Source organism: Citrobacter sp. JUb117 (assembly GCF_024809055.1).
GTDB classification, from domain to species: Bacteria; Pseudomonadota; Gammaproteobacteria; order Enterobacterales; family Enterobacteriaceae; genus Citrobacter; species Citrobacter gillenii.
The window spans coordinates 60,530-86,180 of the sequence record NZ_JANUFB010000002.1 but is presented as its reverse complement, the minus strand read 5'-3'; the positions used below and the strand labels follow the sequence as shown (position 1 = coordinate 86,180).

Annotated in this window: 26 protein-coding genes and 2 tRNA genes; 17 read left to right on the top strand and 11 right to left on the bottom strand. The window is 52.2% G+C overall.

Translation table 11 applies throughout. From position 1 onward, the window contains the following. The first annotated feature begins 90 nt into the window (after nucleotides 1-90). Nucleotides 91-978 carry a LysR substrate-binding domain-containing protein gene (locus M2374_RS04310; protein WP_117343333.1) on the top strand — a complete coding sequence of 296 codons (888 nt, stop codon included), beginning with the start codon at nucleotides 91-93 and terminating at the stop codon, nucleotides 976-978. A 43-nt stretch (nucleotides 979-1,021) separates the two neighbouring features. Here the strand turns inward: M2374_RS04310 and M2374_RS04305 are convergent. Further along, nucleotides 1,022-1,097: transfer RNA gene (locus tag M2374_RS04305), tRNA-Asn, on the bottom strand. 6 nt (nucleotides 1,098-1,103) lie between these two features. On the opposite strand from M2374_RS04305, the gene M2374_RS22320 reads away from it, so the two are divergent. The 3 genes from M2374_RS22320 to M2374_RS04295 all read left to right on the top strand — a co-directional run bounded on the left by M2374_RS22320 (nucleotide 1,104) and on the right by M2374_RS04295 (nucleotide 2,920). Next, on the top strand, nucleotides 1,104-1,238 hold the full coding sequence (locus tag M2374_RS22320) for a DUF5951 family protein (RefSeq protein WP_226794618.1): 135 nt from the start codon (nucleotides 1,104-1,106) through the stop codon (nucleotides 1,236-1,238). A gap of 19 nt (nucleotides 1,239-1,257) precedes the next feature. Continuing rightward, a complete protein-coding gene (locus M2374_RS04300; RefSeq protein WP_310470870.1) occupies nucleotides 1,258-2,745 on the top strand; it encodes an EmmdR/YeeO family multidrug/toxin efflux MATE transporter in 1,488 nt (495 codons plus the stop codon). A gap of 99 nt (nucleotides 2,746-2,844) precedes the next feature. Further along, nucleotides 2,845-2,920, top strand: a tRNA-Asn gene (locus tag M2374_RS04295). Between the two features lie 316 nt (nucleotides 2,921-3,236). Here M2374_RS04295 and purT read toward each other — a convergent pair. Then, on the bottom strand, nucleotides 3,237-4,415 hold the full coding sequence (gene purT / locus M2374_RS04290; protein WP_146716936.1) for a formate-dependent phosphoribosylglycinamide formyltransferase: 1,179 nt from the start codon (nucleotides 4,413-4,415) through the stop codon (nucleotides 3,237-3,239). Between the two features lie 131 nt (nucleotides 4,416-4,546). On the opposite strand from purT, the gene yebG reads away from it, so the two are divergent. The 4 genes from yebG to ptrB all read left to right on the top strand — a co-directional run bounded on the left by yebG (nucleotide 4,547) and on the right by ptrB (nucleotide 8,210). Next, nucleotides 4,547-4,837, top strand: coding sequence for a DNA damage-inducible protein YebG (gene yebG, locus M2374_RS04285; protein WP_115258185.1), 291 nt, complete (start codon nucleotides 4,547-4,549; stop codon nucleotides 4,835-4,837). Nucleotides 4,838-4,956: 119 nt separating this feature from the next. Beyond that, the gene (gene yebF, locus M2374_RS04280) at nucleotides 4,957-5,310 is read left to right on the top strand and encodes a protein YebF (RefSeq protein WP_096756683.1); all 354 of its coding nucleotides are present in this window, start codon (nucleotides 4,957-4,959) and stop codon (nucleotides 5,308-5,310) included. A gap of 93 nt (nucleotides 5,311-5,403) precedes the next feature. Next, nucleotides 5,404-6,063, top strand: coding sequence for a tellurite resistance TerB family protein (locus tag M2374_RS04275; RefSeq protein ID WP_096756684.1), 660 nt, complete (start codon nucleotides 5,404-5,406; stop codon nucleotides 6,061-6,063). Between the two features lie 86 nt (nucleotides 6,064-6,149). After that, nucleotides 6,150-8,210 (top strand): oligopeptidase B, encoded by a 2,061-nt coding sequence (gene ptrB / locus M2374_RS04270; RefSeq protein ID WP_181506896.1) that lies wholly within the window; start codon nucleotides 6,150-6,152, stop codon nucleotides 8,208-8,210. On the opposite strand, the gene exoX is transcribed toward ptrB, so the two are convergent. The 3 genes from exoX to M2374_RS04255 form a co-directional block, all read right to left on the bottom strand. Further along, entirely contained in the window at nucleotides 8,207-8,869 is a 663-nt protein-coding gene (exoX, locus tag M2374_RS04265; RefSeq protein ID WP_096756686.1) for an exodeoxyribonuclease X, read from the bottom strand. The two genes, ptrB and exoX, sit on opposite strands and share 4 nt — an antisense overlap. Before the next feature lie 23 nt (nucleotides 8,870-8,892). Next, nucleotides 8,893-9,549: a carbon-nitrogen hydrolase family protein gene (locus tag M2374_RS04260; RefSeq protein WP_153879980.1), complete on the bottom strand. Its 657-nt coding sequence runs from the start codon at nucleotides 9,547-9,549 to the stop codon at nucleotides 8,893-8,895. A 106-nt stretch (nucleotides 9,550-9,655) separates the two neighbouring features. Then, a complete protein-coding gene (locus tag M2374_RS04255; RefSeq protein WP_096756688.1) occupies nucleotides 9,656-9,880 on the bottom strand; it encodes a DNA polymerase III subunit theta in 225 nt (74 codons plus the stop codon). A gap of 144 nt (nucleotides 9,881-10,024) precedes the next feature. Between M2374_RS04255 and yobA the strand changes: the two genes are divergently transcribed. From yobA to pphA, 4 genes are all read left to right on the top strand, one after another. After that, the gene (gene yobA / locus M2374_RS04250) at nucleotides 10,025-10,399 is read left to right on the top strand and encodes a CopC domain-containing protein YobA (protein WP_135911868.1); all 375 of its coding nucleotides are present in this window, start codon (nucleotides 10,025-10,027) and stop codon (nucleotides 10,397-10,399) included. Between the two features lie 4 nt (nucleotides 10,400-10,403). Next, on the top strand, nucleotides 10,404-11,276 hold the full coding sequence (copD, locus tag M2374_RS04245) for a copper homeostasis membrane protein CopD (RefSeq protein ID WP_115258190.1): 873 nt from the start codon (nucleotides 10,404-10,406) through the stop codon (nucleotides 11,274-11,276). A 16-nt stretch (nucleotides 11,277-11,292) separates the two neighbouring features. After that, nucleotides 11,293-11,631, top strand: a complete 339-nt coding sequence (locus M2374_RS04240) for a YebY family protein (protein WP_146716933.1) — start codon at nucleotides 11,293-11,295, stop codon at nucleotides 11,629-11,631. Nucleotides 11,632-12,044: 413 nt separating this feature from the next. Further along, a complete protein-coding gene (gene pphA / locus M2374_RS04235) occupies nucleotides 12,045-12,686 on the top strand; it encodes a protein-serine/threonine phosphatase (protein WP_146716932.1) in 642 nt (213 codons plus the stop codon). Here pphA and M2374_RS04230 read toward each other — a convergent pair whose 3' ends face one another. From M2374_RS04230 to yebS, 5 genes are all read right to left on the bottom strand, one after another. Then, on the bottom strand, nucleotides 12,687-12,878 hold the full coding sequence (locus M2374_RS04230; protein WP_045444034.1) for a YebW family protein: 192 nt from the start codon (nucleotides 12,876-12,878) through the stop codon (nucleotides 12,687-12,689). Between the two features lie 102 nt (nucleotides 12,879-12,980). After that, nucleotides 12,981-13,217: a YebV family protein gene (locus M2374_RS04225; protein WP_161959030.1), complete on the bottom strand. Its 237-nt coding sequence runs from the start codon at nucleotides 13,215-13,217 to the stop codon at nucleotides 12,981-12,983. Nucleotides 13,218-13,317: 100 nt separating this feature from the next. Then, complete coding sequence (gene rsmF, locus M2374_RS04220) at nucleotides 13,318-14,739, bottom strand: 16S rRNA (cytosine(1407)-C(5))-methyltransferase RsmF (RefSeq protein ID WP_181689008.1); 1,422 nt, start codon at nucleotides 14,737-14,739, stop codon at nucleotides 13,318-13,320. 78 nt (nucleotides 14,740-14,817) lie between these two features. Beyond that, nucleotides 14,818-17,451 (bottom strand): PqiB family protein, encoded by a 2,634-nt coding sequence (locus M2374_RS04215; RefSeq protein WP_181689009.1) that lies wholly within the window; start codon nucleotides 17,449-17,451, stop codon nucleotides 14,818-14,820. After that, complete coding sequence (yebS, locus tag M2374_RS04210) at nucleotides 17,420-18,703, bottom strand: membrane integrity lipid transport subunit YebS (protein WP_096756695.1); 1,284 nt, start codon at nucleotides 18,701-18,703, stop codon at nucleotides 17,420-17,422. The genes M2374_RS04215 and yebS overlap by 32 nt, the downstream gene beginning before the upstream one ends. Before the next feature lie 128 nt (nucleotides 18,704-18,831). On the opposite strand from yebS, the gene M2374_RS04205 reads away from it, so the two are divergent. The 4 genes from M2374_RS04205 to htpX all read left to right on the top strand — a co-directional run bounded on the left by M2374_RS04205 (nucleotide 18,832) and on the right by htpX (nucleotide 23,254). Further along, complete coding sequence (locus M2374_RS04205; RefSeq protein ID WP_137362929.1) at nucleotides 18,832-19,329, top strand: GAF domain-containing protein; 498 nt, start codon at nucleotides 18,832-18,834, stop codon at nucleotides 19,327-19,329. A 96-nt stretch (nucleotides 19,330-19,425) separates the two neighbouring features. Further along, a complete protein-coding gene (gene proQ / locus M2374_RS04200) occupies nucleotides 19,426-20,112 on the top strand; it encodes an RNA chaperone ProQ (protein ID WP_096756697.1) in 687 nt (228 codons plus the stop codon). Nucleotides 20,113-20,131: 19 nt separating this feature from the next. Continuing rightward, complete coding sequence (gene prc, locus M2374_RS04195) at nucleotides 20,132-22,180, top strand: carboxy terminal-processing peptidase (RefSeq protein ID WP_096756698.1); 2,049 nt, start codon at nucleotides 20,132-20,134, stop codon at nucleotides 22,178-22,180. A 192-nt stretch (nucleotides 22,181-22,372) separates the two neighbouring features. Continuing rightward, a complete protein-coding gene (gene htpX, locus M2374_RS04190) occupies nucleotides 22,373-23,254 on the top strand; it encodes a protease HtpX (protein ID WP_096756699.1) in 882 nt (293 codons plus the stop codon). A gap of 49 nt (nucleotides 23,255-23,303) precedes the next feature. Here the strand turns inward: htpX and M2374_RS04185 are convergent, their stop codons facing one another. Then, nucleotides 23,304-24,677 carry an MFS transporter gene (locus tag M2374_RS04185; protein ID WP_117342934.1) on the bottom strand — a complete coding sequence of 458 codons (1,374 nt, stop codon included), beginning with the start codon at nucleotides 24,675-24,677 and terminating at the stop codon, nucleotides 23,304-23,306. Between the two features lie 175 nt (nucleotides 24,678-24,852). Between M2374_RS04185 and kdgR the strand changes: the two genes are divergently transcribed. After that, on the top strand, nucleotides 24,853-25,644 hold the full coding sequence (gene kdgR, locus M2374_RS04180) for a DNA-binding transcriptional regulator KdgR (protein WP_096756701.1): 792 nt from the start codon (nucleotides 24,853-24,855) through the stop codon (nucleotides 25,642-25,644). Nucleotides 25,645-25,651: the final 7 nt, after the last annotated feature.

Sequence of the window (25,651 nt, the reverse complement as noted above, 5' to 3'; positions counted from 1 at the left end):
GATTGGATTTCAGTTTCATCCCCAATGGAGATAAACTCAAATAGATAGATATGACCGATCAATCATTTTATTTGATGACGGAGTAACGATATGGATCTGCGCCATCTGCGCTATTTTCTGGCTGTTGCCGAAGAAGGCCATTTTGGTCGCGCGGCTCAACGTCTGCATATCGTCCAACCTGCGCTGAGTATGCAAATCAAGGCCCTGGAAGAGGAACTCGGTGGTCCGCTGTTTGTACGCACCAGCCGCAAAGTGGAGTTAACGGACGCCGGGCGGCTACTACAGGTCGAGGCGCAGCGCACGCTGGAGCAAGCGGATCACGCCCGACTGACCGTTCAGCGCTCAATACGCGGTGAAACGGGTCAAGTACGCGTGGGGTTTGCCGGTAATGCCGTCTTTAGCGGCAAGCTCACCAACGATCTACGTGCTTTTCGCCGAACCTACCCTGATGCCGAACTGGTTGTGAATGAAGTCGCACCGTTGCTGCAAGCCGAGGCTATCCTGACGGGACAGCTCGATGTGGGTTATACCCCCGATCACCACAAAATCCATGATGCCGCGCTAATGGCTGAACAGATCGGTGTCTGGCACCGGCAAGTGGCGATGGCTGACGACCACCCGTTGGCCGCACGGGCGTCGCTGACAATCGATATGCTCGCCGAGCAGCCACTCATTTTTTATGACGCGCATGGGGCTGATGAGTCGCTTTACACCGCACTTACCGAAATTATGGGCCATGCTCCGCATATCGCCCATTGCACCGCAAGTACCCTAAGCGTGCTTGCACTCGCCGCCGCCGGCCAGGGGCTGGCGCTGGTGCCCGATCCTCTGCAGCATGTGAATATTCCTGGATTGGTATACCGCCCACTGGATGCGCCGGAACTGTCGGCGAATCTGATGCTCATCAGCAGGCAACAAGAGAATAAGGGGGCTGTACAGGCTTTTCTGCAGATAGCGCGTGAAAATGCGGGAGTATAAAAGCAAAAAACCCGCTTAGTTTCCTAAGCAGGCTTCTTAAATATGGCTCCTCTGACTGGACTCGAACCAGTGACATACGGATTAACAGTCCGCCGTTCTACCGACTGAACTACAGAGGAATCGGTGTGGAGGCTTATCTTAGCGGCGAAAAATTTTTTGTCAAACCCCATTTCCTTCAATGCGTATCAATTGGTGCTTCTCTCGACAGTTTGTTGCATTTACAGACATTTTATATGGAAAAAACTTTGCAGCTTTTTTGATTCTCCCTCATCATTTGAAATGAGGTTTCAACTTTCTTCATTAAGGTCCACTTTGAACGTCTCCGCTGCCTTACGCCAGGTCGTTTCCCGCACGCCCTGGTACGCCAAACGCAAGAGTTATAAAGTTCTATTCTGGCGCGAAATCACCCCGCTTGCCGTACCTATTTTTCTGGAAAATACCTGTGTGCTCTTAATGGGGGTACTGAGTACCTTCCTGGTAAGCTGGCTGGGCAAAGAAGCGATGGCAGGCGTCGGCCTCGCCGACAGTTTCAATATGGTCATCATGGCATTTTTTGCCGCCATCGATCTTGGCACCACGGTTGTCGTGGCCTTTAGTCTGGGAAAACGCGATCGTCGTCGAGCCCGAGCCGCAGCCAGACAGTCGCTGGTGATCATGACAATTTTTGCCGTCGTGCTGGCCGCGATCATTCATTACTTTGGGGAACAGATCATTAATGTCGTTGCCGGAGAAGCGACACCTGAGGTTAAAGCGCTGGCGCTAACGTATCTTGAACTGACGGTGCTCAGTTATCCTGCGGCAGCCATTGCGTTGATCGGCAGTGGGGCGCTACGCGGTGCTGGAAACACCAAAATACCGCTGCTGATTAACGGCGGTATGAACATACTGAACATCATCATCAGTAGTATCCTGATCTACGGTATTTTTTCCTGGCAAGGGCTGGGGTTTGCAGGCGCTGGGCTGGGGTTGACGATTTCTCGTTACATCGGTGCTGTCGCCATTATCTGGGTATTGATGATTGGTTTTAACCCAGCGCTGCGGATTCCCCTGAAGAGCTATTTTAAGCCGTTGAATTTTGCCATTATCTGGGAGGTGATGGGGATCGGTATTCCTGCGAGTATCGAATCAGTACTGTTTAACGGCGGTAAGCTGCTCACTCAGATGTTTGTCTCAGGGATGGGAACCAGCGTCATTGCCGGTAACTTTATCGCCTTCTCTATCGCAGCACTGATTAACCTGCCCGGCAATGCTCTGGGTTCTGCCTCCACCATTATTACCGGGCGGCGTCTGGGAAATGGACAGATTGCCCAGGCTGAGATTCAGTTGCGGCATGTATTCTGGCTATCCACAATTGGTTTAACCGCCATAGCCTGGTTATCAGCTCCCTTTGCCGGATTAATGGCCTCGTTCTATACCCGCGATCAGGATGTAAAAGAGGTCATAGTTGTTCTGATTTGGCTCAACGCGGCATTTATGCCGATATGGGCGGCATCATGGGTTCTTCCTTCCGGGTTTAAGGGGGCACGCGATGTCCGTTTTGCAATGTGGGTTTCCATGCTGGGCATGTGGGGCTGTCGCGTGGTGGCAGGTTATACCCTCGGGATCGTCTTAGATTGGGGTGTCGTCGGGGTTTGGATGGGGATGTTCTTCGACTGGGCAGTGCGTGCTGCGCTGTTTTACTGGCGCATGATCACCGGGCGATGGTTATGGAAGTATCCGCGTCCGGAACGGGAAAAGTCTATAAAACAACCCGTTGCGTCTGAATAAGCAACGAAATGAAGAAATATTCGGCAAACGATCGCATTTCTCCATTCAGGCTTTGACAATGCTAACTGGCATCGCTAATATTCGCCCCGTTCACACGATTCCTCTGTAGTTCAGTCGGTAGAACGGCGGACTGTTAATCCGTATGTCACTGGTTCGAGTCCAGTCAGAGGAGCCATATTTAAGAAACCTGCTTAGGAAACTAAGCGGGTTTTTTGCTTTTAGCGCAGTACAGCCGTTTGAGTCGGGATAGCAAGCCAGGCGGCGGTTTCACCTATCGAAAATTGTTTATCCAAAACGTTTTGCTGTGCGAAGGGTCCGATCTTTTCTGGAGAGAATACGGTCAACTAACGTCAGTTTCGTTTCCAGAGAATATTGTGATTTAGTCAAAAAAAACTGCACCTTATTCAGCTGGATAACCAATCTTGGGGTGCAGTCCACTACGCTTTTCGGGCCGACGGAATACCTTACAACGGGCCAGAAGGCCCGATATTTTATCCTGCGACGTTCACCTGTGCGGCAGCATTCTTTGCCCGTTCAACCGCCTCGTCAACGCTTTCATCTGTTGCCAGCACAACGCCTAAGCGACGTGAGCCATCAATTTCCGGCTTACCGAACAGACGAAGCTGCAAACCTGCACCAACGGCACTTTCTACGTGATTAAACGTCACATTCTGACTGGTGAGTTGTGGCAGGATAACGGCTGATGCGGACGGACCATATTGTCGGATTGCGCCGATGGGTAATCCGAGGAACGCGCGGACGTGCAGCGCAAACTCGGACAGATCCTGCGAAATTAACGTCACCATGCCGGTGTCGTGTGGGCGAGGGGAGACTTCGCTGAAAATTACCTCATCACCGCAAACAAATAGCTCTACGCCAAACAATCCGTGACCGCCCAACGCCAGCACGACCTTGCGGGCAATTTCCTGTGCGCGTTTCAGCGCCAGTTCACTCATCTGCTGCGGCTGCCAGGATTCGCGGTAATCGCCATCTTCCTGGCGATGGCCTACCGGCGCGCAGAAGTGCACACCGTCAACGGCGCTGACGGTGAGTAGGGTGATTTCAAAATCAAAATTCACTACCCCTTCCACGATTACACGTCCCGCACCAGCTCGGCCGCCCTGCTGGGCATATTCCCAGGCTTCGGTAAGCTGCTCAGCGGAGCGAATAAAGCTCTGACCTTTGCCGGAAGAACTCATTACCGGTTTCACGATACATGGAAAGCCGATTTCAGCCACCGCATCTCGAAAGCGGGCTTCGCTATCGGCGAAGCGGAAAGAGGATGTGGGTAATAACAGCTCTTCAGCAGCCAGACGACGAATGCCTTCACGGTTCATGGTCAACTGTGTGGCGCGCGCGCAAGGCACGACGTTCATACCTTCCTGTTCCAGTTTTACCAGCATATCCGTCGCAATAGCTTCAATTTCTGGCACGATATAATGGGGTTTTTCGCGCTCGACAACCTCGCGCAATGCCTCGCCATCCAGCATATTAATCACGTACGCACGGTGGGCTACGTGCATCGCTGGCGCGTCGGGGTAACGATCCACGGCGATGACTTCTACACCCAGGCGTTGGCATTCAATCGCCACTTCTTTACCCAGTTCCCCTGAACCTAATAACATCACTCGCGTTGCTGCCGGACGCAGCGCTGTGCCTAATAACGTCATAAATTAATCCCCTGTTTTATCTGGGCGCAGTATATACGAAAACGTTTGCGTCTGTCTTTATTACCAGGTTGATTTTGCGGCTGAAAAAGAATATACTGTACATAATTACAGGTAATTTAAGAGGCTGCAAAATGGCGGTTGAAGTTAAATACGTAGTCATTCGGGAAGGTGAGGAAAAAATGTCGTTTACCAGCAAAAAGGAAGCCGATGCGTATGACAAAATGCTGGATACAGCAGACCTGCTAGACACCTGGCTGGAGCAGTCGCCGGTCGCGCTGGAAGATGAACAGCGTGAAGCGCTTTCTCTTTGGCTGGCCGAGCAAAAAGACGTGCTAAGTGCGATCCTGAAAAACGGCAAACTGCCGTCGCCTCAGGCAGTAGAAAACACGGCGTCCGACGGAGATGACACACAAGCAGCCTGATCCGACTTGCGCTCCCGGCGTTTTGTACCATGCTTTTCCCTGAATCATTGTGCTGTACCCAACTGATTTCGCGTTGCATTTCTGCGGCCTGAAGGACGAAGGGGATAAAGGAGAAAAGAATGAATAAAAGAAAAACGCTGTTAAGCCTGCTGCTGTTATCCGCCAGCGTGTCGACCTTTGCTGCAAATACGGAAAGTAAGACCGTTCAGTTTCCCAAGTGTGAGGGACTGAACGCCGACGGTATTGCTGCGAGCGTGAAACGTGATTATCAGCAAAATCGTATCGTGCGCTGGGCTGACGATCAGAAAAAACTGGGACAACTCGATCCTGTTGCCTGGGTTAATCCACAGGACATTGTCGGCAAAGACGGGCAGTGGACGGTACCACTTACCGTGCGCGGTAAGAGTGCGGATATTCGCTATCAGGTGAAGGTTGATTGCAAAACGGGCAGCGCAGAGTATCTGGCGCAGTAACCTGGTATTTGCGCATCTTTTGCTACAATAGACACTTCCTGACATCCCCTCGGGTACGCTGTGATAATTAATCGTCAGTATTTGAGGGGCAAAATGGCTAACTGGCTGAATCAACTGCAATCTCTTCTTGGGCAAAAAGGATCTTCCGCGTCTTCTTCGGGCGATCAGGGACTGAGCAAATTGCTGGTTCCCGGCGCATTAGGCGGACTGGCGGGGTTACTGGTAGCCAATAAATCCTCGCGCAAATTGTTGACCAAGTACGGCACCAGTGCGCTGCTCGTCGGTGGCGGCGCGGTGGCTGGCAGCGTGTTATGGAACAAATACAAAGATAAAGTCCGCACGGCGCATCAGGATGAGCCGCAGTTTGGCGTGCAAAGTACGCCGGTGGATGAGCGGACTGAACGCCTGATCCTCGCGCTGGTTTTTGCGGCAAAAAGCGATGGTCATATCGATGCAAAAGAGCGTGCGGCCATCGATCAGCAGCTGCGTGAAGCGGGAGTAGAAGACCAGGGGCGTATCCTGATTGAACGCGCCATTGAGCAACCGCTGGATCCTCAGCGTCTGGCACAGGGGATCCGCAACGAAGAAGAGGCGCTGGAAATCTACTTCCTCAGCTGTGCGGCGATTGATATCGACCACTTTATGGAGCGCAGCTATCTGAACGCGCTGGGCGATGCGTTAAAGATCCCACAGGATGTTCGAGAAGGTATTGAGCAAGATCTTAAGCAACAAAAACAGGCATTGCCGGGCTAAATAGTTACGGCGCAGGAGCATATTTCGCTTGCATCATTGCTGACTTTTGCCACCCTTATAGGATGATTAAGCAAAAGAACAATGACATGCTACCGAACGCTCCTCGTATTCCACACGCCATGACGCAACATGGCGACACCCGCGTCGATAATTATTACTGGTTGCGAGATGACACGCGCTCGCAGCCAGAGGTCCTCGACTACCTGCAGCAAGAAAATGCTTATGGTCGCCAGGTTATGGCCTCACAGCAGGCATTACAGGATCGCGTGCTGAAAGAAATTATCGACCGTATTCCCCCGCAGGATGTTTCGGCTCCCTACGTGAAAAACGGTTATCGCTACCGGCATATCTATGAGCCCGGTTGTGAATATGCCATATACCAGCGTCAGTCTGCGCTCAGCGAAGAGTGGGATGCCTGGGATACGTTGCTGGACGGAAACCAGCGCGCAGCTCACAGCGAGTTTTATACACTGGGCGGTCTGGCAATCTCGCCGGACAACACCATCATGGCGCTGGCTGAGGATTATCTCTCGCGCCGGCAATATGGTGTGCGTTTTCGCAATCTGCAAAGCGGTAACTGGTATCCGGAAGTCCTCGACAACGTCGAGCCTGAACTCGTCTGGGCCAACGACTCGCAAACTTTCTACTACGTGCGTAAGCATGAAACAACGTTACTGCCGTATCAGGTCTGGCGACATACCATCGGTTCGCCGTCATCCGAAGACAGGCTGGTATATGAAGAGGCAGACGATATGTTTTATGTCAGTCTGCACAAAACGACTTCGCAGCATTATGTCGTTATTCATATTGCCAGTGCGACCACCAGTGAGGTTCTGCTGATTGACGCTGAGCTGGCCGACGCTGAACCGTTGGTTTTTTTACCGCGGCGTAAAGACCATGAGTACAGCCTCGATCACTATCAACACGCGTTTTATCTGCGATCTAACCGACAGGGTAAAAACTTTGGTCTGTACCGTACCCGTGTGCGTGATGAACAGACCTGGGAAGCGTTAATTCCGCCGCGTGAAAACGTTATGCTGGAAGGGTTTACGCTGTTTACCGATTGGCTGGTGGTGGAAGAACGTCAGCAGGGCTTAACCAGCCTGCGGCAGATCAACCGTAAGACGCGTGAAGTGGTTGGGATTGCCTTTGACGATCCGGCTTATGTCACCTGGCTTGCCTATAATCCCGAACCGGAGACGTCGCGGCTGCGCTATGGTTATTCATCCATGACGACACCGGACACGCTATTTGAACTGGATATGGACACCGGAGAGCGACGGGTGCTCAAACAGACGGATGTCCCCGGTTTTGATGCGACAAACTACCGCAGCGAGCATGTGTGGGTAACCGCCCGTGATGGCGTAGAGGTGCCGGTTTCACTGGTTTATCATCAGCGGCATTTCCAAAAAGGGAAAAATCCACTGCTGGTATATGGATATGGTTCGTATGGCGCCAGCATGGATGCTGATTTCAGCAGCAGCCGTTTGAGCCTGCTGGATCGCGGCTTTGTATATGCTATTGCCCACGTCCGTGGCGGTGGCGAGCTGGGGCAGCAGTGGTACGAAGACGGTAAATTCTTGCAGAAGAAAAATACCTTCAACGATTATCTCGACGTCTGTGACGCGCTGCTCAAACTGGGCTACGGAGCGCCTTCACTCTGCTACGGCATGGGAGGAAGCGCGGGTGGAATGCTGATGGGGGTCGCCATTAACGAACGTCCGGAGTTATTTCACGGCGTGGTTGCCCAAGTGCCGTTTGTTGACGTAGTCACAACGATGCTGGACGAGTCGATCCCGCTCACCACCGGGGAATTTGAAGAGTGGGGCAACCCGCAGGATGTGGAATATTACGCTTACATGAAAAGCTACAGCCCATACGATAACGTCACCACACAGGCTTATCCGCATCTGCTGGTCACCACCGGGCTTCACGACTCCCAGGTGCAATACTGGGAACCGGCAAAGTGGGTAGCGAAACTGAGGGAGCTGAAAACGGACGACAATCTACTGTTGCTGTGTACGGATATGGACTCCGGTCACGGCGGCAAGTCCGGACGTTTTAAATCTTATGAAGGTGTGGCCCTTGAGTTCGCCTTTTTGATTGGCCTGGCGCAGGGGACGTTGCCCGGCAACGCGGCCGTCTAGGCGTTATCCAGATAGTGCTTCAATGTTAACCGCAGTTCCGGGCTCATACTGTCAAGGTTATTAAACAGCCAGCGCAGATAGCCCGGATCGCGTTCTGCCACCTCGGAAACGGGTTTACCGCGGTATTTACCAAAGGTAAATGTGGTTAACAGCGCAGGGCGACCGGTGATCTCGACCATTTGCTCTGCCGACCAGCCTGAGGTGTTCATGATGTCGATCAGCAGTGCCGCGGTAATGTAGCAATCGTATAGCGCGCGGTGCTGATGCAAACCAACGGGGGTTTGTACGCTCAGCTTGCGGGAATTATACAGCGCCATGTTGCTGTATTTTATCCCCGGCCACAGGCGGCGGGACAGCTTCATCGTGCAAATCCATTCCCCCGGCATGTCAGGCAATACGCGACGGTCGAAACTGGCGTTGTGCGCGACGTACCACTCGCTACCGTAATAATGATGGATGACGTCTTCAATCCACGGTTTATCCGCCACCATGGCTTCCGTAATCCGATGTATCGCCATTGCCTGCGGGCTGATGGGGCGGTCGGGTCGCACCAGGTGGCTCATCGGATTCACAATTTTGCCATCAACCACATCGACAGATGCGATCTCAACAATGCCTCCCTGCAGACCGCAGGTTTCTGTATCTATTATGCGCAGCATGCCATGCTCCTGGCCGAAAACGCCTAGCGTAATGGAATGATATCGCCTTGCCAACCCTGAGAGGTGCGCTTGCCGGTTAAGAGCAGTGAGCCGCTGTCCGCGCGAACAATTAAACGGCCCCGTTCATCCCATAATGCGCTGCTTCCGCGCGCATTGGCCATCAGTACCGCAATGGCGAACTGATGCGAGAAACGTTGCAGGCGAGAGGTTGATGAGAGAAGTTCAGGTTCGCTGACGCACTGGCAGGTGGTAAACAGTGAAAACGCAGGATCAATATCGATGCCTTCTGGCTGGCTGTCGACAACGCTGATGGTATTTCGCTGTCTGGCAATACAAGCCCCATGGCTCTGGTGGAACATTAAGGGGGCGGTCATCCACGGCGAAAAAAGCGCCATACCTTTCACAAAACGTTCGTTATGTTCAACCGGCAACCCCACAATAATGGTCATGCGATACGTCGCCGCGGCGTGGGCGAGGGGCTGCAACAGAGATTCATCGGGTGGGGCTGGCAGCTCATCGCTTTCATCCATACAACCTAATAGAGAAAGGGAGGGGAAAACCAGCAATTCACATTGGCATTTGGCCGCCGCCCTGATGAATTGCAGGTGATGGGCGACGTGTTCAGTTAGTGAGGTTTGAAGCGGTTCATACTGCGCTGCGGCAATTTTCCAGTGTGACATAATGACTTCCTTTTCATAGTGTCTACAATCATCTCTAAAGTATAGATTAAGAATATACTTATACTGTAGCAGTCATCATGTAAGGAATCGTAACGTATTATAAGGTTTATTTAACTTTCGGCTCGTAAGGTAAACGTGAGAGGGAAACGGACGCTAAACGATGCGCAATTAACCGTTCACGAAACCAGTCTCGCAGGTGTGCGGGTTGCTCACGTTCGACGACTTCGGCAACAACAGGCATGTTATAGCGCTCTTTAAAGGCGACACCAGCTGCGGCCAGGTCAACATTGACCTTATCCATTTCAGATTGTTCGAGTTTGGCCAGATTCATGCGTTTCTCCTTATAGGTATCCCGTAGCGCGCAAAAGTTACTAAGAGTGTGCGCTAATGGCAAGCCTGAATTGATGATTCTCGACTCGTTCATTGTAGAAGGTTATTCTCTATAGATTAGACATAACAAAAAGGAATAGTTGATATGGCTTCATCTGCATCCTCACTTCGCTTTGCTCTCATCGCTCTCGTCTCCACGTTGATTTCTCCTGCCGCACTGGCACATGCACACCTGACGCAACTAAATCCGGCAGCGAATGCGCAGATTACCGTGTCTCCTGAGGCGCTGACCCTGAATTTTTCAGAGGGCGTTGAACCTGCATTCAGCGGTGCAACGCTGACAGGCCCACAGCAGCAGCCGATTAAAACGGGTAAGGCGACGCGTAATGAGCAGGATAAGACGCAACTGATCGTTCCTGTGGAACAATCGCTGGACGCCGGAAAATATACGGTTGACTGGCACGTTGTGTCGGTAGACGGTCACAAAACCAAAGGACACTATACCTTTAGCGTGAAATAAAACGATGCTGGCATTCACCTGGGTTACGCTGCGGTTTATCCATTTCACCTCTTTAATGCTGGTATTTGGCTGTGCGCTGTACGGCGCCTGGTTGGCACCTGTTTCGGTACGACGTTTAATGATGCGCCGTTTTATGCGCCTGCAACGCCATGCCGCGATGTGGAGCTTTATCAGCGCGACGCTGATGCTGGCTGTCCAGGGGGGATTAATGGGGTCCGGCTGGCAGGATGTTTTCTCCGTTGATATATGGGGAGCAGTCCTGCAAACGCAGTTTGGCGGCGTATGGCTGTGGCAAATTATCCTCGCTCTGGTTACGCTGGTGGTGACCCTCATTGTGCCGCGCAGTATGTCACGACTGCTGCTGATGCTGACGATTGCGCAGTGTATTTTATTAGCCGGTGTCGGACATGCGACGCTGCATGACGGCGCAACGCGGGCGGTGCAGCAGCTTAATCACGCTCTGCATCTGGTCTGCGCCGCTGCCTGGTTTGGCGGCTTGCTGCCCGTTCTTTACTGTATGAGAATGGCGCAAGGCCGCTGGCAACAACAGGCGATCGCCACCATGATGCGTTTTTCCCGCTTTGGGCATCTTTTCGTAATTGGCGTCTTGCTGACGGGCATCACCAACGGCCTGTTTATTGTCGGATTATCCTTTCCCTGGCATGCAGCCTATGGGCAACTTCTGTTGTTAAAATGTGTGCTGGTCGCGCTAATGGTGGCGATTGCGCTGGCGAACCGGTATGTTCTCGTACCACGTATGCAGCAGGATAATCGCTGCATGACTCTCTATTTTATTTGGATGACTAAGATTGAATGGGGAATAGGGGCCGTCGTGCTGGCAATCGTCAGCCTGTTTGCAACCCTGGAACCGTTCTGATGGACTGGCAAAACGTATGAAAAAATTGATTATCTCTGTGTTCCTGCTGGCAAGTTCAGGAGCTGCATTGGCCGCGCCGCAGGTTATTACCGTCAGTCGCTTTGAGGTTGGCAAAGACAAGTGGGCGTTTAATCGCGAAGAAGTGATGCTGACGTGCCGACCGGGTAATGCGCTGTATGTCATCAACCCCAGCACGCTGGTGCAATACCCGCTGAACGATATTGCCAGACAGCAGGTAGCAAGCGGTAAAACGACCGCCAAACCGATCGACATTATCCAGATTGACGATCCGGCAAAGCCTGGCGACAAAATGAGCCTGGCCCCGTTTATTGAGCGTGCAGAAAAGCTCTGTTAATTGTCAGATGTAGCTTTCTGATTTCCAATAAAAAACCGCAACGTTCTGGCTGCAGAACTTGCGGTTTTTGCATTCTAGCGGGTGACAATCGTCCTTTTTTTCAGGCCACTTTGGTCGCGGACTGGAAAACCTGGCGCTGTCATCTATTCTTAAATGGCAGGGTAACTTAGCCTGCATTAATGCCAACTTTTAGCGCACGGCTCTCTCCCAAGAGCCATTTCCCTGGACCGAATACAGGAATCGTATTCGGTCTCTTTTTATCTGTCGAATACGATGCCGTCCAGGGCAAAACACTGCGTGTCGCATGCTGTATTCTTCCCAAACCATACCATACTCCGCCCCTCAATCGTCCAGGCTTTTTTGCTGCTATTGTTAAATTATTATAAGGGCGATCGCTCTATCCGGGAGGTCGAATGGAACACCCTGATGCTGTCTACCAGAGAATAGAAGGTACGCGTTGGCGCCACGTCTGGGTGGTGGGGGATCTCCACGGCTGTTTTTCCATGTTGATGGCTAAATTGCGCCAGTGCCGTTTTGATCCGTGGCAGGATCTGCTGGTTTCAGTCGGTGATGTGATTGACCGTGGACCAGACAGTTTGCGCTGTCTGGTGTTATTGCGTAAAAACTGGATGGTAGCGGTCAGGGGGAATCATGAGCAGATGGCGCTGGATGCGCTGACAACGGGAGAACAGTTGCTGTGGCAAATGAACGGGGGAGAGTGGTTTACCCATGCCGTGCAACCGGCGGCGAGGCATGCGCTTGAGGCGTGTCAGCAATTACCCTGGATTGTGGAACTGCGCTGTCAGAATGGTGTTCACGTTATTGCCCATGCCGATTACCCGGATGATGAATATCAATGGCAAAAGCATGTCGATTTACAGCGGGTATTGTGGGATCGCTCGCGGTTGATGAACAAAAGTGGCGGAATTGGTGGCGCGGACCATTTCTGGTTTGGTCATACGCCGCTGCGCCATCGTCTGGACGTTGATAACCTGCACTATATCGATACCGGTGCGGTATTCGGCGGCGAGCTAACGATGGTGCAATTACAATAATCAAAAATCGCTATATTCCTGCGCAGGTCGCCAGAAGCTGTCGATGTAGCCATCTGCTGGCAGGCATCCGCCATTGCGAATCCGCTGATCGTCCATCGAAATAAGGCACTGCTGTTCCGTATTGTAGACATCGACCACGATATCTTCACAACCGCCATCCAGGTAGCAAACAAAAAGAACCAGCGTGAACATTCCATCCCCAAATTATACTGCCGTACCGATAGTGTAGAAGAGGTTACTGCGTGGGGGAAATGAAGACATAAATAACCCGTCTGGCGACGGGTTCTTTTTGAATCAGGCAAAACGCATGATCCAGGCATCTGACTTACGATCGTAGTGCTCGCGGAATAGAACAGAATGTTCGCCATTAAGGAGAGCCGGGACGCTGGTATCGGCATCCCAGGCGTCCAGTTGCATACATAAATCCGGATCGGATTTACACGGAATGGTTAACGTTCGGTCTCCCGGCGATTCGCCGTGTAACTCGGCGTCGTCGATTTCAAAAGCGCCAATGCGCACACTGGTTTTCATCATCGTGCTCTCCGTCAATTTGCTGGTTGTGGTACGACCAGTTAGGTCGTCCATTTTTCAGCGTAGTCAACGTGAGCAAAAGCGCCAGTAAAAACGTGCGTTATCCTGTAAAGAGTTTGCCATCCCGGACAAGATCGCGTGGATAGCTGTTCTTCAACCGTGAACCAATCCGTTTTGCCAGCCCAACCGGCTGGTGCTGGAAGGTGACCAGCACGTCGTCGCTGGCAGGCGCGGTCTGCGGGTAGACATCTCTGCCGCGATACCACTCTTCTGCTTCTTCAAGGTTCAGTTCGAACGCGTTGCGGTGATGTGGGTTGGCGAGAGCGATGACGGCCTCATGTTGCCAGCGGTACCCTTTATTGTGGGTTTCAGCCAGCTTAATCCCGAGGCGGGAAAACCGCACTTTACCAATCAGTGATTCAATCTCAACAGGGAATAGCCAGACTTCTTTATCACGCTGCCAGAGGCGAAGATTGTCTTCCCATTGTAATCCGCTGGCGTTTGCCGCCGCAGTGATTTGTGCGGTTTCACGACCTTTCAATGGGCTGAACGGGAAATTGCCGACCTTATATTTAGGGGCAGGCAGAGGAGGGATAGCGGCTGTTTTTCGCAAACGGGCAACAAAGAATCCTTCGCAGTCGTAAATTTGCGGGAAGACATGCAGAAAACCTTCTGGCGTCAGCGCACGTTCAGCATCCGGGAATAAATCACCTAATGGGAGAAACTCCACGGCGTCCGGATAGGTTTCTAGTAGCCACTGCATGACGAGTTCATTTTCATCACGGTTCAGCGTACAGGTGGAATACACCAGCGTGCCGCCAGGGCGTAAAGCATGAAACGCGCTGTCGAGCAGTTCGCGCTGGGTGGCGGCAATCTCAAGATTACTGTCGACGGACCAGTTTTTCAGCGCATCGGGATCTTTACGCACCACGCCTTCACCGGAGCACGGTGCGTCCAGTAGGATGGCATCGAAAGATTCTGGCAACGCTGCGCCAAATACGCGTCCGTCAAAGTGGGTGAGGGCAACGTTAGCGATCCCACAGCGGCTGATATTGGCATGCAGCACTTTAACGCGACTGGCGGAAAACTCATTGGCCAGGATCGCGCCCTTATTCTTCATTTTTGCGGCGATTTGCGTGGTTTTTGAACCCGGCGCGGCGGCTACGTCCATCACCCGATCCGGAGTATTCCCTTCGGCAAACAGCGCGGCAACTGGCAGCATTGAACTGGCTTCCTGAATATAAAACAGCCCACTTAAATGCTCGGCGGTGCTGCCCAGTGGGACTGACTGCTCTTCGTCACGCTCGATCCAGAACCCTTCTTCACACCAGGGGATCGGCGTGAGCGACCAGCCGTAAGGTGCCGTTAAGGCGAGGAAATCGGCAACGGAGATTTTCAGTGTATTGACACGAATGCTGCGTCGTAACGGACGCTGGCAGGCGGCGAGAAAATCATCGAAAGAGAGCGTGGAAGGCATTGCTTCCCGCATTTGAGTCAGAAAGGCGTCAGGAAAATAAGCCACTTGATACCACCGGAAAAAAAACAGGCGCGCAGTGTAGCATATTTGCTCCGGCGCGAGTACGCCGGAGCAGGAGGGTCATTAACGCGGCAGGGCGGTTCCCCATTCACGCCACTCTTTGGGTTCGCTTTCCAGCAACAGGAAGTGTTTTCCAGCCTGTGCTTTTGGTGCCAGTGGCGTACCCGGTGGAGTGGCGAAGGCAATACCGCCGCGAATGAACTGATTAAAGGTCCCGGTTTTCACCACGCCGCCGGTCAGGCCGAAGTCGAGGTTGTAGCCGGACGCCAGCCAGAACACGGAGTTATTACGCACCAGATGCTGATAGCGCTGGCTGATGCGCATGGCAATCATCACGCGGTCAGAAAGCGAACCCAGCGTCAGCCCGGTGACGGTACCCACCTCGATACCTCTGAACAGAACCGGAGTGCCGATATTCAGCGACCCGGCTTCCGGCGCTTCGACCACGATGCTCAGGCCATCAAGATAACGCGAGTCGGTAATAGTGGCTTCCTGTAGCTCAAAATCACGGCGTGGATTCCCGCGACCCGGCTCCACGTTAATATAAGGCTGCAAGATGGTATCGAGGTGCTCCACACCTGCCGCAGAGATTTGCGGGGTAATTACCGAGAAGCGTGTCCCGCTGCGCGCAAAGGTCTGGACATATTCCGGGTACAGTACCGCTTTCGCCTGCACTTCATTGCGTGCGGTGATGAGTTCCAGGGTTTGGATCTGACCAATATCGATGCCAAGATAGCGAATTGGCATGCCCGCGGCGAGCTTACCGGCGTCAAAGGCGTGCAGGGTAATTTGGCCGCCTACCGCACGTGCGGCGGTTTCAGAAGCGTACAGAATCCGCTTGTCACCTTTGCGTTGGCTGGCGCTGGCACCGCTCAGGTTGTCGAAGCTAATTGCCCCTTTTAGCGCGCGAGACAACGGAGAAGCCTGTACGGTCAGTCCGCTACCGTTAAGTTGAACTTTTGCGCCGCCTTCTGCCCAGAACACGCTGTTGTTGGTTAACAGGTTGCGGTATTCCGGTTTGATGTGCAGGTCGATATCAAACGCATCGGCGCGAGGGCGCACGCTAATCACTTCACCCACTTCGAATTTACGGTACAGCACCACTGAACCGGCCTGAACGTCAGGCAACGTTTCGGCGCGCAGGCTGAGCGTGGTGGTCGGCAGATCGCTCAGGCTGTTTTCAATCGCTTTCTCCAGGTTGGCATAAAGCGGATAGCTGGGTTTCATTTCACCTTTGGTGCCGGGTAAAATACGAATACCGCCGCTAATCCATTCGCTGGCACTGGCTCCTAAGAACTCCACGCCGTCAATGCCTACTTTGACGTCAACCCGACTGTTGACCACAAATTTACTGTCACCTTGTACCAGGTCGCGATGCTGGGGTTCGATGGCAACAGTAAAGGAAACGCCTTTGCTGGACAGCGTACGTTCAATCACTTGTCCAACCTGGACACCATGCAGGATCAGCGGTTGACCCGCCTCAATGCCGTAGCTTTCCGGTGCAGTCAGGGTGAGCGTCATCACACCTGGATCGTGCAGTAAAGATTTTTCGCCGGGAACCACCACAAACTGACTGCGAGGTTCGCCCTCGCCGGGGACCAGTTCGAAGGTTTTACCGGTTAACAGCGAACTGAGGTTCGCATCGCTCAACGACAATTTGGGGCTGTGCAGCTCAATGCGCGTATTGTCCCGCAGCAACGAGACGACGCTCGGATCCACCGTCATTTCGCCGGTGACTTTGCCTCCTGGGATAAGTTCTAGTTTTGTCAGTTCGCCGACCTCCAAGCCCTGGTACATCAGCGATGTGGACCCTGCTTTTAGCCCATCGCCGCTGGGTAATTCCAGCTTGACGATCACGCCGCGCTGGCTATGGGCAAGGTCTTGATACAGACCAAATGTATCGTCGGCAACAGCGGGCTGTGAATCTTCCGGTGAGTCAAAGGCGATGGCACCATTCACCAGTGCGGCCAGACTTTCCAGCTTAACCTTCGCCCCACTGAGGCTGATATCCGCATTGACCCCAGACACGTTCCAGAAACGGCTGCCTTTTTTGACCAGATTAGTAAATCGGCGCTCAATGAGCACATCGATGGTTACGCCCTGATTATTGGGGTTAATGGTGTAGTCATATACCCTGCCTACCGGTATTTTGCGGAAATATACCAGCGAGCCGCTGTTCAGGGAGCCGAGGTCAGGTGCATGCAGATGCAACATTAAATCGCCGTTATTCAGGCGATACTTGGGCTGCGTATCCAGGGCGACGAAATGATCTCTCGGCTCCCCGGTTCCGGGCATCATTCCGATATAGTTTCCGCCAACCAGTGCGTCGAGACCGGAAACGCCTGCCAGCGAGGCTTTTGGCGTCACCAGCCAGAACTGCGTATCTTTACGCAGGGCATCTTTCATGCTGGCCTTGATGCTGACGCGAACTTCAATCTTGCGCAGATTTTTGCTGAGACTGATATCCTGCACCGTGCCAACTTCGACACCCTGATAGCGAACAGGCGTCCGGCCCGGCACAATACCATCTGCAGACATAAAGTCGATGGTAACGGTGTTGCCGCGGTCTTCATAGCTTCCCCAGATCAGCCACCCGGCGATCATCAGGGCGATGAACGGTAGCAGCCAGAATGGAGAAATACGGCGTTTTGTTTTAATCTGCGCTTCAGTCTGCGAAGCGGGCGTTTCCTGACTCATGTGCATCCCAAAGTAAGCGGCTGTCCAGCCATTCCACAGCAAGAATAGTCAAAATTACCGCTGCGCCGAAATAAAACGCAGCCGGTCCCATAGTAAAAGCAAGTATCTGGTCGCGATTAATCAGCGACATGGTTAAGGCAATAACAAACAGATCCAACATCGACCAGCGGCCAATCCACGTCACTATGCGCAGTAGCAGAATGCGCGTGCGTAAGCCCTGTTCACATTTAAAATGGATGCTAATCAATAGGGTAAGCATCACGATCACTTTGGTGAAAGGCACCAAAATACTGGCGATAAAGACGATTGCCGCGACACCAACATTGCTGCTTGCCAGCGACATAATGCCGGACAGGATCGTGTCTTCCTGCCGGGATCCGTTAACGTAAATAACCGAGATGGGCAGCAGATTAGCAGGCAGCAGCAGGACAATCGAGGCCAGCAGCGCGGCCCAGCACTTTTGTATGCTTTGATTCCTGCGCCAGCGCAACGGAATATGGCAACGCGGGCAGCGACTGCGGGTGTCCGGATAGCCTGTAAAATGGCAGCCGAGGCACACGCGAAGCTGTTCATCGGGGCGCCGTGCGGGTCTTTGCGGGTAAAAACGGTCCCACAACTGTTCCACGTTGAGGTGCGACAGCGTCAGAATACTGAGGATCACCAGCGCAAGAAAAGCATACAGCCCCACGCCCGGCAGCAGGAAAGCGTAGTCCTGCACTTTGATCGACGCGACGCCAATACCGACCAGGTAAATGTCGAGCATGACCCACTCTTTGAGCCTTTCCAGCATCAGCAGGACCGGGCGCAGGTTCATACCGAGAATGTTGCCTAACCACAGATAAGCAATGGACGAGACAAGTATTATCGGCGCGCCCATCACGCAAAAGAGCACGAAGGAGGCGGTGAGTGGATCACCCTGGCGGGTCATTTGCCAGATCCCCTGAACCACATTGGCGTCAATACGAATGCCTAATAAAAAGATGTGTAACAGCGGCTCTCCCCAGGCAAAAGGCATCAGCAGCAGCATGGTGAAGGCCATTGCCGCCAGCCGTGTTAATGACCAGTCGCGTCCGTCACGAATTTTTGCCTGACAGCGGGGACAGTATGCACTTTGGTGCGAACGCATTTTCGGCAAGCTAAATAGCATGTCGCATTCGGGGCAACGCTGGTAGTGCGCACGGGGTAGCGCCTCACCGACGGACCTGATCGCTATTTTTTTGGATGGCTTGATGCGTGGAGTATTTAGGGCCATGTATCGCGGATCAAAGTGTTAGAGTAATGTTATCTTAACCCATGACGGGAATGATCTTGAGCATTAACGCATTTAATGTTTATTTTAGTAGGCTGCAGTTTTAAGTAAGACAACTAAGTGATTACATAATGAACAAAATAGAGCTATACACGGATCTGAACCGTGATTTTCGCGCATTGATGGCAGGTGAAACCAGTTTTCTGGCAACGTTGGCAAATACCAGCGCCTTGTTGTACGAACGTCTTTCAGAAGTGAACTGGGCTGGTTTTTATCTGCTCGAAAACGACACGCTGGTGCTCGGTCCCTTCCAGGGAAAGATCGCCTGTGTGCGTATCCCTGTTGGGCGTGGCGTGTGTGGTACAGCGGTGGCGCAGAACCAGGTTCAGCGCATTGAAGACGTTCACACCTTTGACGGGCACATTGCTTGCGATGCCGCCAGCAATGCTGAAATCGTCCTGCCAATCATGGTTGAAAATCAGATAATCGGCGTGCTGGATATTGATAGCACAGCGTTTGGCCGCTTTACTGAAGAGGATGAACAGGGGCTGCGTACGCTTGTGGCACAGCTTGAAACCGTGCTTGCAATGACGGATTACAAAAAATTCTTTGCGACCGTCGCAGGATAATCAACGGATAACGTAGCAATTACTGATGACGTCATTATAATGACGCCTGTTCATGCCTGCGCTTGTTGGCTACGTCCGTTGTAATCAGGAAATTTCATGGAAAATCAACCTAAGTTGAATAGCAGTAAAGAAGTTATCGCGTTTCTGGCCGAACGCTTCCCGCAATGTTTTAGTGCGGAAGGCGAAGCGCGCCCGCTGAAAATTGGCATTTTTCAGGATCTGGTAGAGCGTGTTGAGGGTGAAATGAACCTCAGCAAGACACAGCTTCGTTCTGCCTTACGTCTCTACACTTCAAGCTGGCGCTATCTGTATGGCGTTAAGCTGGGCGCAACGCGTGTCGATCTCGACGGCAACCCATGTGGTGAGCTGGATGAGCAACACGTCGAACATGCGCGCAAACAGCTTGAAGAAGCAAAAGCCCGCGTTCAGGCGCAACGTGCCGAGCAACAGGCGAAAAAACGCGAAGCGGCAGCTGCTGCGGGTGAAAAAGACGGCGCACCGCGTCGCGAGCGTAAGCCGCGTCCTGCTCCGCGTCGTAAAGAAGGTGCAGAGCGTAAACCTCGCGCTGAAAAACCGGCCGCTCAAGCACCGCGTGCTCCTCGCGAAGAACAGCATACCCCAGTGTCTGATATTTCAGTGCTGAAGGTAGGGCAGTCTTTAAAGGTGAAAGCAGGTAATAATGCGATGGATGCCACCGTATTAGAAATCACCAAAGATGGCGTCCGTGTACAGCTGAATTCGGGTATGTCTTTGATTGTACGCGCAGAACACTTGGTGTTCTGAAACGGAGGCCTGGCCTGGCATGAACACTTTTTTTAGGCTTACTGCGTTAGCTGGTCTGCTTGCATTAGCAGGCCAGGCACTCGCTGTGGAAGACATCACGCGTGCCGATCAACTCCCCATACTGAAGGAAGAAACGCAGCACGCGACGGTGAGCGAACGTGTCACATCGCGTTTTACGCGTTCTCATTATCGCCAGTTCGATCTGGATCAGGCGTTTTCGGCAAAAATTTTTGACCGCTATCTGAATCTGCTCGACTACAGCCATAACGTGCTGTTAGCGAGCGATATAGAGCAGTTTGCTAAAAAGAAAACCGTCATCGGTGATGAACTGCGCACGGGCAAGCTGGATGTCTTTTACGATCTCTACAATCTGGCGCAAAAGCGCCGGTTTGAACGTTACCAGTACGCGTTAAGCGTGCTGGCGCGTCCAATGGATTTCACCGGTAACGACACGTTTAACCTCGATCGCAGCAAGGCCCCATGGCCAAAAAGCGAAGCCGAGCTAAACGCATTGTGGGACGGTAAGGTTAAATTCGATGAACTTAGCCTGAAACTGACCGGTAAAACCGATGCTGAAATTCGTGAAACGCTGACCCGTCGTTACAAATTTGCTATTCGCCGTCTGGCGCAGACTAACAGTGAAGATGTGTTCTCACTGGCGATGACGGCGTTTGCGCGTGAAATCGATCCGCATACCAACTACCTGTCTCCGCGGAATACCGAACAGTTCAATACCGAAATGAGCCTGTCTCTGGAAGGTATTGGCGCGGTTCTGCAAATGGATGATGACTATACCGTTATTAATTCAATGGTAGCGGGTGGTCCGGCAGCCAAAAGCAAGGCGATAAGCGTAGGCGATCGTATTGTTGGCGTCGGCCAGGCTGGTAAAGGCGTCGTTGATGTGATTGGCTGGCGTCTCGATGACGTTGTCGCGCTGATCAAAGGACCAAAGGGTAGCAAGGTTCGCCTTGAAATCCTGCCTGCCGGTAAAGGCACCAAGACACGTACCGTTACGCTAACGCGTGAACGTATTCGTCTGGAAGACCGTGCTGTTAAAATGTCGGTCAAAACCGTTGGCAAAGAAAAAGTCGGTGTGCTCGATATTCCCGGTTTCTACGTTGGCTTGACGGATGACGTTAAAGTTCAGCTGCAGAAGCTGGAAAAACAGAATGTTAGCAGCGTGATCATCGATTTGCGCACTAACGGTGGTGGTGCACTGACCGAAGCCGTATCGCTTTCCGGTCTGTTTATTCCTTCTGGCCCTGTTGTTCAGGTTCGCGACAATAACGGTAAAGTGCGCGAAGACAGTGATACCGACGGCGTTGTTTACTATAAAGGCCCGCTGGTGGTGCTGGTTGACCGTTTCAGTGCTTCTGCTTCTGAGATTTTTGCCGCGGCAATGCAGGATTACGGCCGTGCGTTAATCGTCGGGGAACCGACCTTTGGTAAAGGCACCGTGCAGCAGTACCGTTCTCTGAACCGTATCTACGATCAGATGCTGCGTCCGGAATGGCCAGCGCTGGGTTCCGTTCAGTACACTATCCAGAAATTCTACCGTGTTAACGGTGGCAGCACGCAACGTAAGGGCGTGACGCCGGATATCATCATGCCGACAGGCAATGAAGAAACTGAAACCGGTGAGAAGTTCGAAGATAACGCCTTACCGTGGGATAGCGTTGATGCTGCAACCTATGCGAAGTCAGATAATTTAACGCCGTTTGGTCCTGAATTACTGAAAGAACATAATGCTCGTATCGTTAAAGATCCTGAGTTCCAGTACATCATGAAGGATATTGCTCGTTTCAATGCCCTGAAAGATAAGCGCAACATAGCGTCTCTGAATTACGCTCAGCGTGAGAAAGAGAATAACGAAGATGATGCCCTGCGTCTGGCGCGTATCAACGATCGCTTGAAGCGTGAAGGTAAACCGCCGCTGAAGAAACTGGACGATCTGCCGAAGGATTACCAGGAGCCGGATCCGTATCTCGATGAGACGGTGAAAATAGCGCTCGACCTGGCGCGTCTTGAAAAAGACAAGCCAGCGGAACAGTCTGCGACCAAACAGTAATATCCAACAGGCACAAGAAATTGTGCCTGTTTTTTTAACAAGCGTATGAAGTCGTCAGTCTGATACGGTAAAATGTAAAGTTGTGTCTTTCTACTGACTTAGCACGTATGCATGCTTGAAAATAGCCGTAAGACCCATACGATATGGGTAATCGCATAGTGCGTTTTGTTAAATTGAGGTTAAAAGAAAATTATGATGCGAATCGCGCTCTTCCTGCTGACGAACCTGGCTGTGATGGTCGTTTTCGGGCTGGTATTGAGCCTGACAGGGATTCAGTCAAGCAGCGTTCAAGGCTTGTTGATTATGGCTCTGCTGTTTGGTTTTGGTGGTTCCTTTATTTCGCTGCTGATGTCCAAATGGATGGCGTTAAAGTCCGTTGGTGGGGAAGTAATTGAACAGCCCCGTAATGAAAGAGAACGCTGGCTGATGAATACTGTAGCAACTCAGGCTCGTCAGGCTGGGATCGCTATGCCGCAGGTGGCTATTTACCATGCGCCAGATATTAACGCGTTTGCGACCGGCGCTCGCCGGGATGCGTCGCTGGTGGCTGTCAGCACCGGCTTGTTGCAAAACATGAGTCCCGATGAAGCCGAAGCCGTTATCGCACATGAAATTAGCCACATTGCCAATGGCGATATGGTTACCATGACGCTGATCCAGGGCGTGGTGAACACCTTTGTTATCTTTATCTCACGTATTCTGGCGCAACTCGCCGCCGGCTTTATGGGCGGAAACCGTGAAGAAGGTGAGGGTAGCAACGGCAACCCGCTAATCTATTTCGCGGTAGCGACGGTGCTGGAGCTGGTGTTTGGTATTCTGGCGAGCATTATTACCATGTGGTTCTCACGTCATCGTGAATTCCATGCGGATGCAGGCTCTGCCAAACTGGTGGGTCGTGAGAAAATGATTGCTGCGCTGCAGCGGCTGAAAACTAGCTATGAGCCGCAGGAAGCAACCAGCATGATGGCCTTCTGCATCAACGGTAAATCTAAGTCGCTGAGTGAGCTGTTTATGACTCACCCGCCGCTGGATAAGCGTATTGAAGCGCTGCGCAGTGGGGAATACCTGAAATAACCCGCAGCAGGTTAAATAATGAAGAAGCGCGTCGTTAGACGCGCTTTTTTTACGCCTGAATCCGAGGTTGGGTGATCCGCAGTCCGCTGACAATAGCGGCAAGCGTCGCCAGAATGCCAGCCGCCAGCAGAGACATGTGGGTACCGCTGTCGCCAAACTGATTCAACATCAACGCCACTAACGCGGCACCGGTGCTTTGTCCCAGTAAACGCGCCGTTCCCAGCATCCCGCTTGCGCCACCGCTGCGTTCACGCGGCGCGGAAGTGATGATGGTATGGTTGTTTGGTGACTGGAACAGACCAAAGCCAGCACCGCACAGGATCATCGGCCAGATAATATTGAAGTCCGACGGGGCGGAGGGCAGCAACACCAGAGAAAATAACCCGCATGCCATCACCACCATGCCTAATGCCCCTAAAAGCCCGGCGTGGACGCGTTCAATCAGGTAACCCGCCAGCGGTGCCATAACCATGGTGGCCAGCGGCCATGGGGTCAACAACAGACCTGTTTCAACTTCACTACGACCCAACACGGTTTGTAAAAAGAAGGGGAGAGAGACCATGGCCAACATTTGCGCGCAGAATGAACAGATCGAGGTGCCGATGGAGAGCGAAAAAAGCGGTATGCGCAGCAGATCAACCGGTAACAGCGGTACAGGTAGTGACAGCTGTCGACGGACAAAGAAATAGCCCACCACGAGAAGTCCCGCCAGTTCAGCCCCGATTAGCGTGAGTGACTGTCCCTGGGCAAACCCACTGAGTGCAGTTATCAGCAAACCGAACGTTAACGCATTCATCACCGCGCTGGGTAAATCAAAACGGGGTTTATTGCTGCGTGCAGCGTTTGCGGGCAAAAAGCGCATAGCCAGCAGTAGAGCAATAATCCCAAGCGGTACGTTAATCAAAAACAACCATTTCCATGAGGCAATGGAGAGGATCGCCGCGGCAATAGTCGGACCTGCAGCAGACGAGACCGCCACGATGAATGAATTAATACCCATTCCGCGCCCCAGTTGGCGTTGAGGGTAAATAAGCCGGATCAGCGCCGTATTCACGCTCATTAATGCGGCTCCGCCAAACCCTTGTGCCACGCGCGCCAGCGTGAGCATCTGCAGGGAATCTGATAATGCGCAGAAGAGAGATGCGAGCAGAAAAACGACCAGTCCGCATTTATAAATACGTCGGTAGCCAAACATGTCGCCCAAAAAAGAAAATGAGAGTAGTGAAACCACTATCGCAATTTGATAGGCATTAACGACCCAAATTGAACTGGCGGGGGAGGCCTGAAGATCGGCGGCAATCGTCGGCAGGGCAACATTGGCAATTGCACCATCCAGTACGGCCATCGAAATACCCATAATAATGGTTAATATTGCGCCATATCGTTGGGGCAGCGGCAGGCCATCGGCCTGAAATTTATCCATAGGAAGTCAATATTGTCGGAAATTATGATGAGAATAATAATTTTAGCATTGATATTCAGGTGTTATGTCGCAGATTTGTAACTAAGTGGGCAAAGATGGATTGCGAGCATCGGTACGTGAAATTATAATAAAAACCGGTTCTGATTTTTATAAAACACTCGTAATGAGGTGATAAATGGCTATCGCAGATCTGGATAAACAACCCGATTCTGTTTCTTCCGTGCTGAAGGTTTTTGGCATTCTGCAGGCGCTGGGTGAAGAGCGCGAAATTGGTATAACCGAATTGTCGCAACGCGTCATGATGTCTAAAAGCACCGTTTATCGCTTTTTACAGACCATGAAAACGCTGGGTTATGTGGCACAGGAAGGTGAGTCTGAGAAATACTCTCTGACCCTGAAACTGTTTGAACTGGGCGCTCGCGCGTTGCAAAACGTCGATCTGATCCGTAGCGCTGATATTCAGATGCGTGAACTGTCGCGTTTAACTAAAGAGACGGTCCACCTCGGTGCGCTGGACGAAGACAGCATTGTCTACATCCATAAAATCGACTCGATGTACAATTTACGCATGTATTCTCGCGTAGGACGTCGTAACCCGTTATACAGCACGGCGATCGGTAAAGTACTGCTGGCATGGCGTGACCGTGACGAAGTAAAACAGATTCTTGAAGGCGTGGAATACAAACGCAGCACCGACCGTACGATCACCAGCACTGATGAGTTGCTGCTGCTGCTGGATAAAGTGCGTGAGCAAGGCTACGGTGAAGACAACGAAGAGCAGGAAGAAGGACTGCGCTGCATCGGCGTTCCGGTCTTTGATCGTTTCGGTGTGGTCATCGCAGGTTTGAGTATTTCATTCCCGACTCTGCGTTTTTCTGAAGAGCGTTTACACGAATATGTCGAAATGCTGCACACGGCTGCGCGAAAAATTTCAGAACAAATGGGTTATAACGATTATCCATTCTGATTTGATT

Coding starts and splice junctions, on each gene's coding strand:
- M2374_RS04300 (WP_310470870.1), top strand. CDS start 1,258: ATGAGGTTTCAACTTTCTTCATTAAGGTCCACTTTGAACGTCTCCGCT.
- M2374_RS04215 (WP_181689009.1), bottom strand. CDS start 17,451: ATGAGTCAGGAAACGCCCGCTTCGCAGACTGAAGCGCAGATTAAAACA.
- proQ (WP_096756697.1), top strand. CDS start 19,426: ATGGAAAATCAACCTAAGTTGAATAGCAGTAAAGAAGTTATCGCGTTT.
- M2374_RS04225 (WP_161959030.1), bottom strand. CDS start 13,217: ATGAAAACCAGTGTGCGCATTGGCGCTTTTGAAATCGACGACGCCGAG.
- exoX (WP_096756686.1), bottom strand. CDS start 8,869: ATGCTGCGCATAATAGATACAGAAACCTGCGGTCTGCAGGGAGGCATT.
- M2374_RS04205 (WP_137362929.1), top strand. CDS start 18,832: ATGAACAAAATAGAGCTATACACGGATCTGAACCGTGATTTTCGCGCA.
- yebS (WP_096756695.1), bottom strand. CDS start 18,703: ATGGCCCTAAATACTCCACGCATCAAGCCATCCAAAAAAATAGCGATC.
- M2374_RS04260 (WP_153879980.1), bottom strand. CDS start 9,549: ATGTCACACTGGAAAATTGCCGCAGCGCAGTATGAACCGCTTCAAACC.
- M2374_RS04255 (WP_096756688.1), bottom strand. CDS start 9,880: ATGAATCTGGCCAAACTCGAACAATCTGAAATGGATAAGGTCAATGTT.
- htpX (WP_096756699.1), top strand. CDS start 22,373: ATGATGCGAATCGCGCTCTTCCTGCTGACGAACCTGGCTGTGATGGTC.
- prc (WP_096756698.1), top strand. CDS start 20,132: ATGAACACTTTTTTTAGGCTTACTGCGTTAGCTGGTCTGCTTGCATTA.
- yebF (WP_096756683.1), top strand. CDS start 4,957: ATGAATAAAAGAAAAACGCTGTTAAGCCTGCTGCTGTTATCCGCCAGC.
- M2374_RS04275 (WP_096756684.1), top strand. CDS start 5,404: ATGGCTAACTGGCTGAATCAACTGCAATCTCTTCTTGGGCAAAAAGGA.
- yebG (WP_115258185.1), top strand. CDS start 4,547: ATGGCGGTTGAAGTTAAATACGTAGTCATTCGGGAAGGTGAGGAAAAA.
- M2374_RS04185 (WP_117342934.1), bottom strand. CDS start 24,677: ATGGATAAATTTCAGGCCGATGGCCTGCCGCTGCCCCAACGATATGGC.
- pphA (WP_146716932.1), top strand. CDS start 12,045: ATGGAACACCCTGATGCTGTCTACCAGAGAATAGAAGGTACGCGTTGG.
- kdgR (WP_096756701.1), top strand. CDS start 24,853: ATGGCTATCGCAGATCTGGATAAACAACCCGATTCTGTTTCTTCCGTG.
- purT (WP_146716936.1), bottom strand. CDS start 4,415: ATGACGTTATTAGGCACAGCGCTGCGTCCGGCAGCAACGCGAGTGATG.
- M2374_RS04240 (WP_146716933.1), top strand. CDS start 11,293: ATGAAAAAATTGATTATCTCTGTGTTCCTGCTGGCAAGTTCAGGAGCT.
- copD (WP_115258190.1), top strand. CDS start 10,404: ATGCTGGCATTCACCTGGGTTACGCTGCGGTTTATCCATTTCACCTCT.
- M2374_RS04310 (WP_117343333.1), top strand. CDS start 91: ATGGATCTGCGCCATCTGCGCTATTTTCTGGCTGTTGCCGAAGAAGGC.
- yobA (WP_135911868.1), top strand. CDS start 10,025: ATGGCTTCATCTGCATCCTCACTTCGCTTTGCTCTCATCGCTCTCGTC.
- M2374_RS04230 (WP_045444034.1), bottom strand. CDS start 12,878: ATGTTCACGCTGGTTCTTTTTGTTTGCTACCTGGATGGCGGTTGTGAA.
- ptrB (WP_181506896.1), top strand. CDS start 6,150: ATGCTACCGAACGCTCCTCGTATTCCACACGCCATGACGCAACATGGC.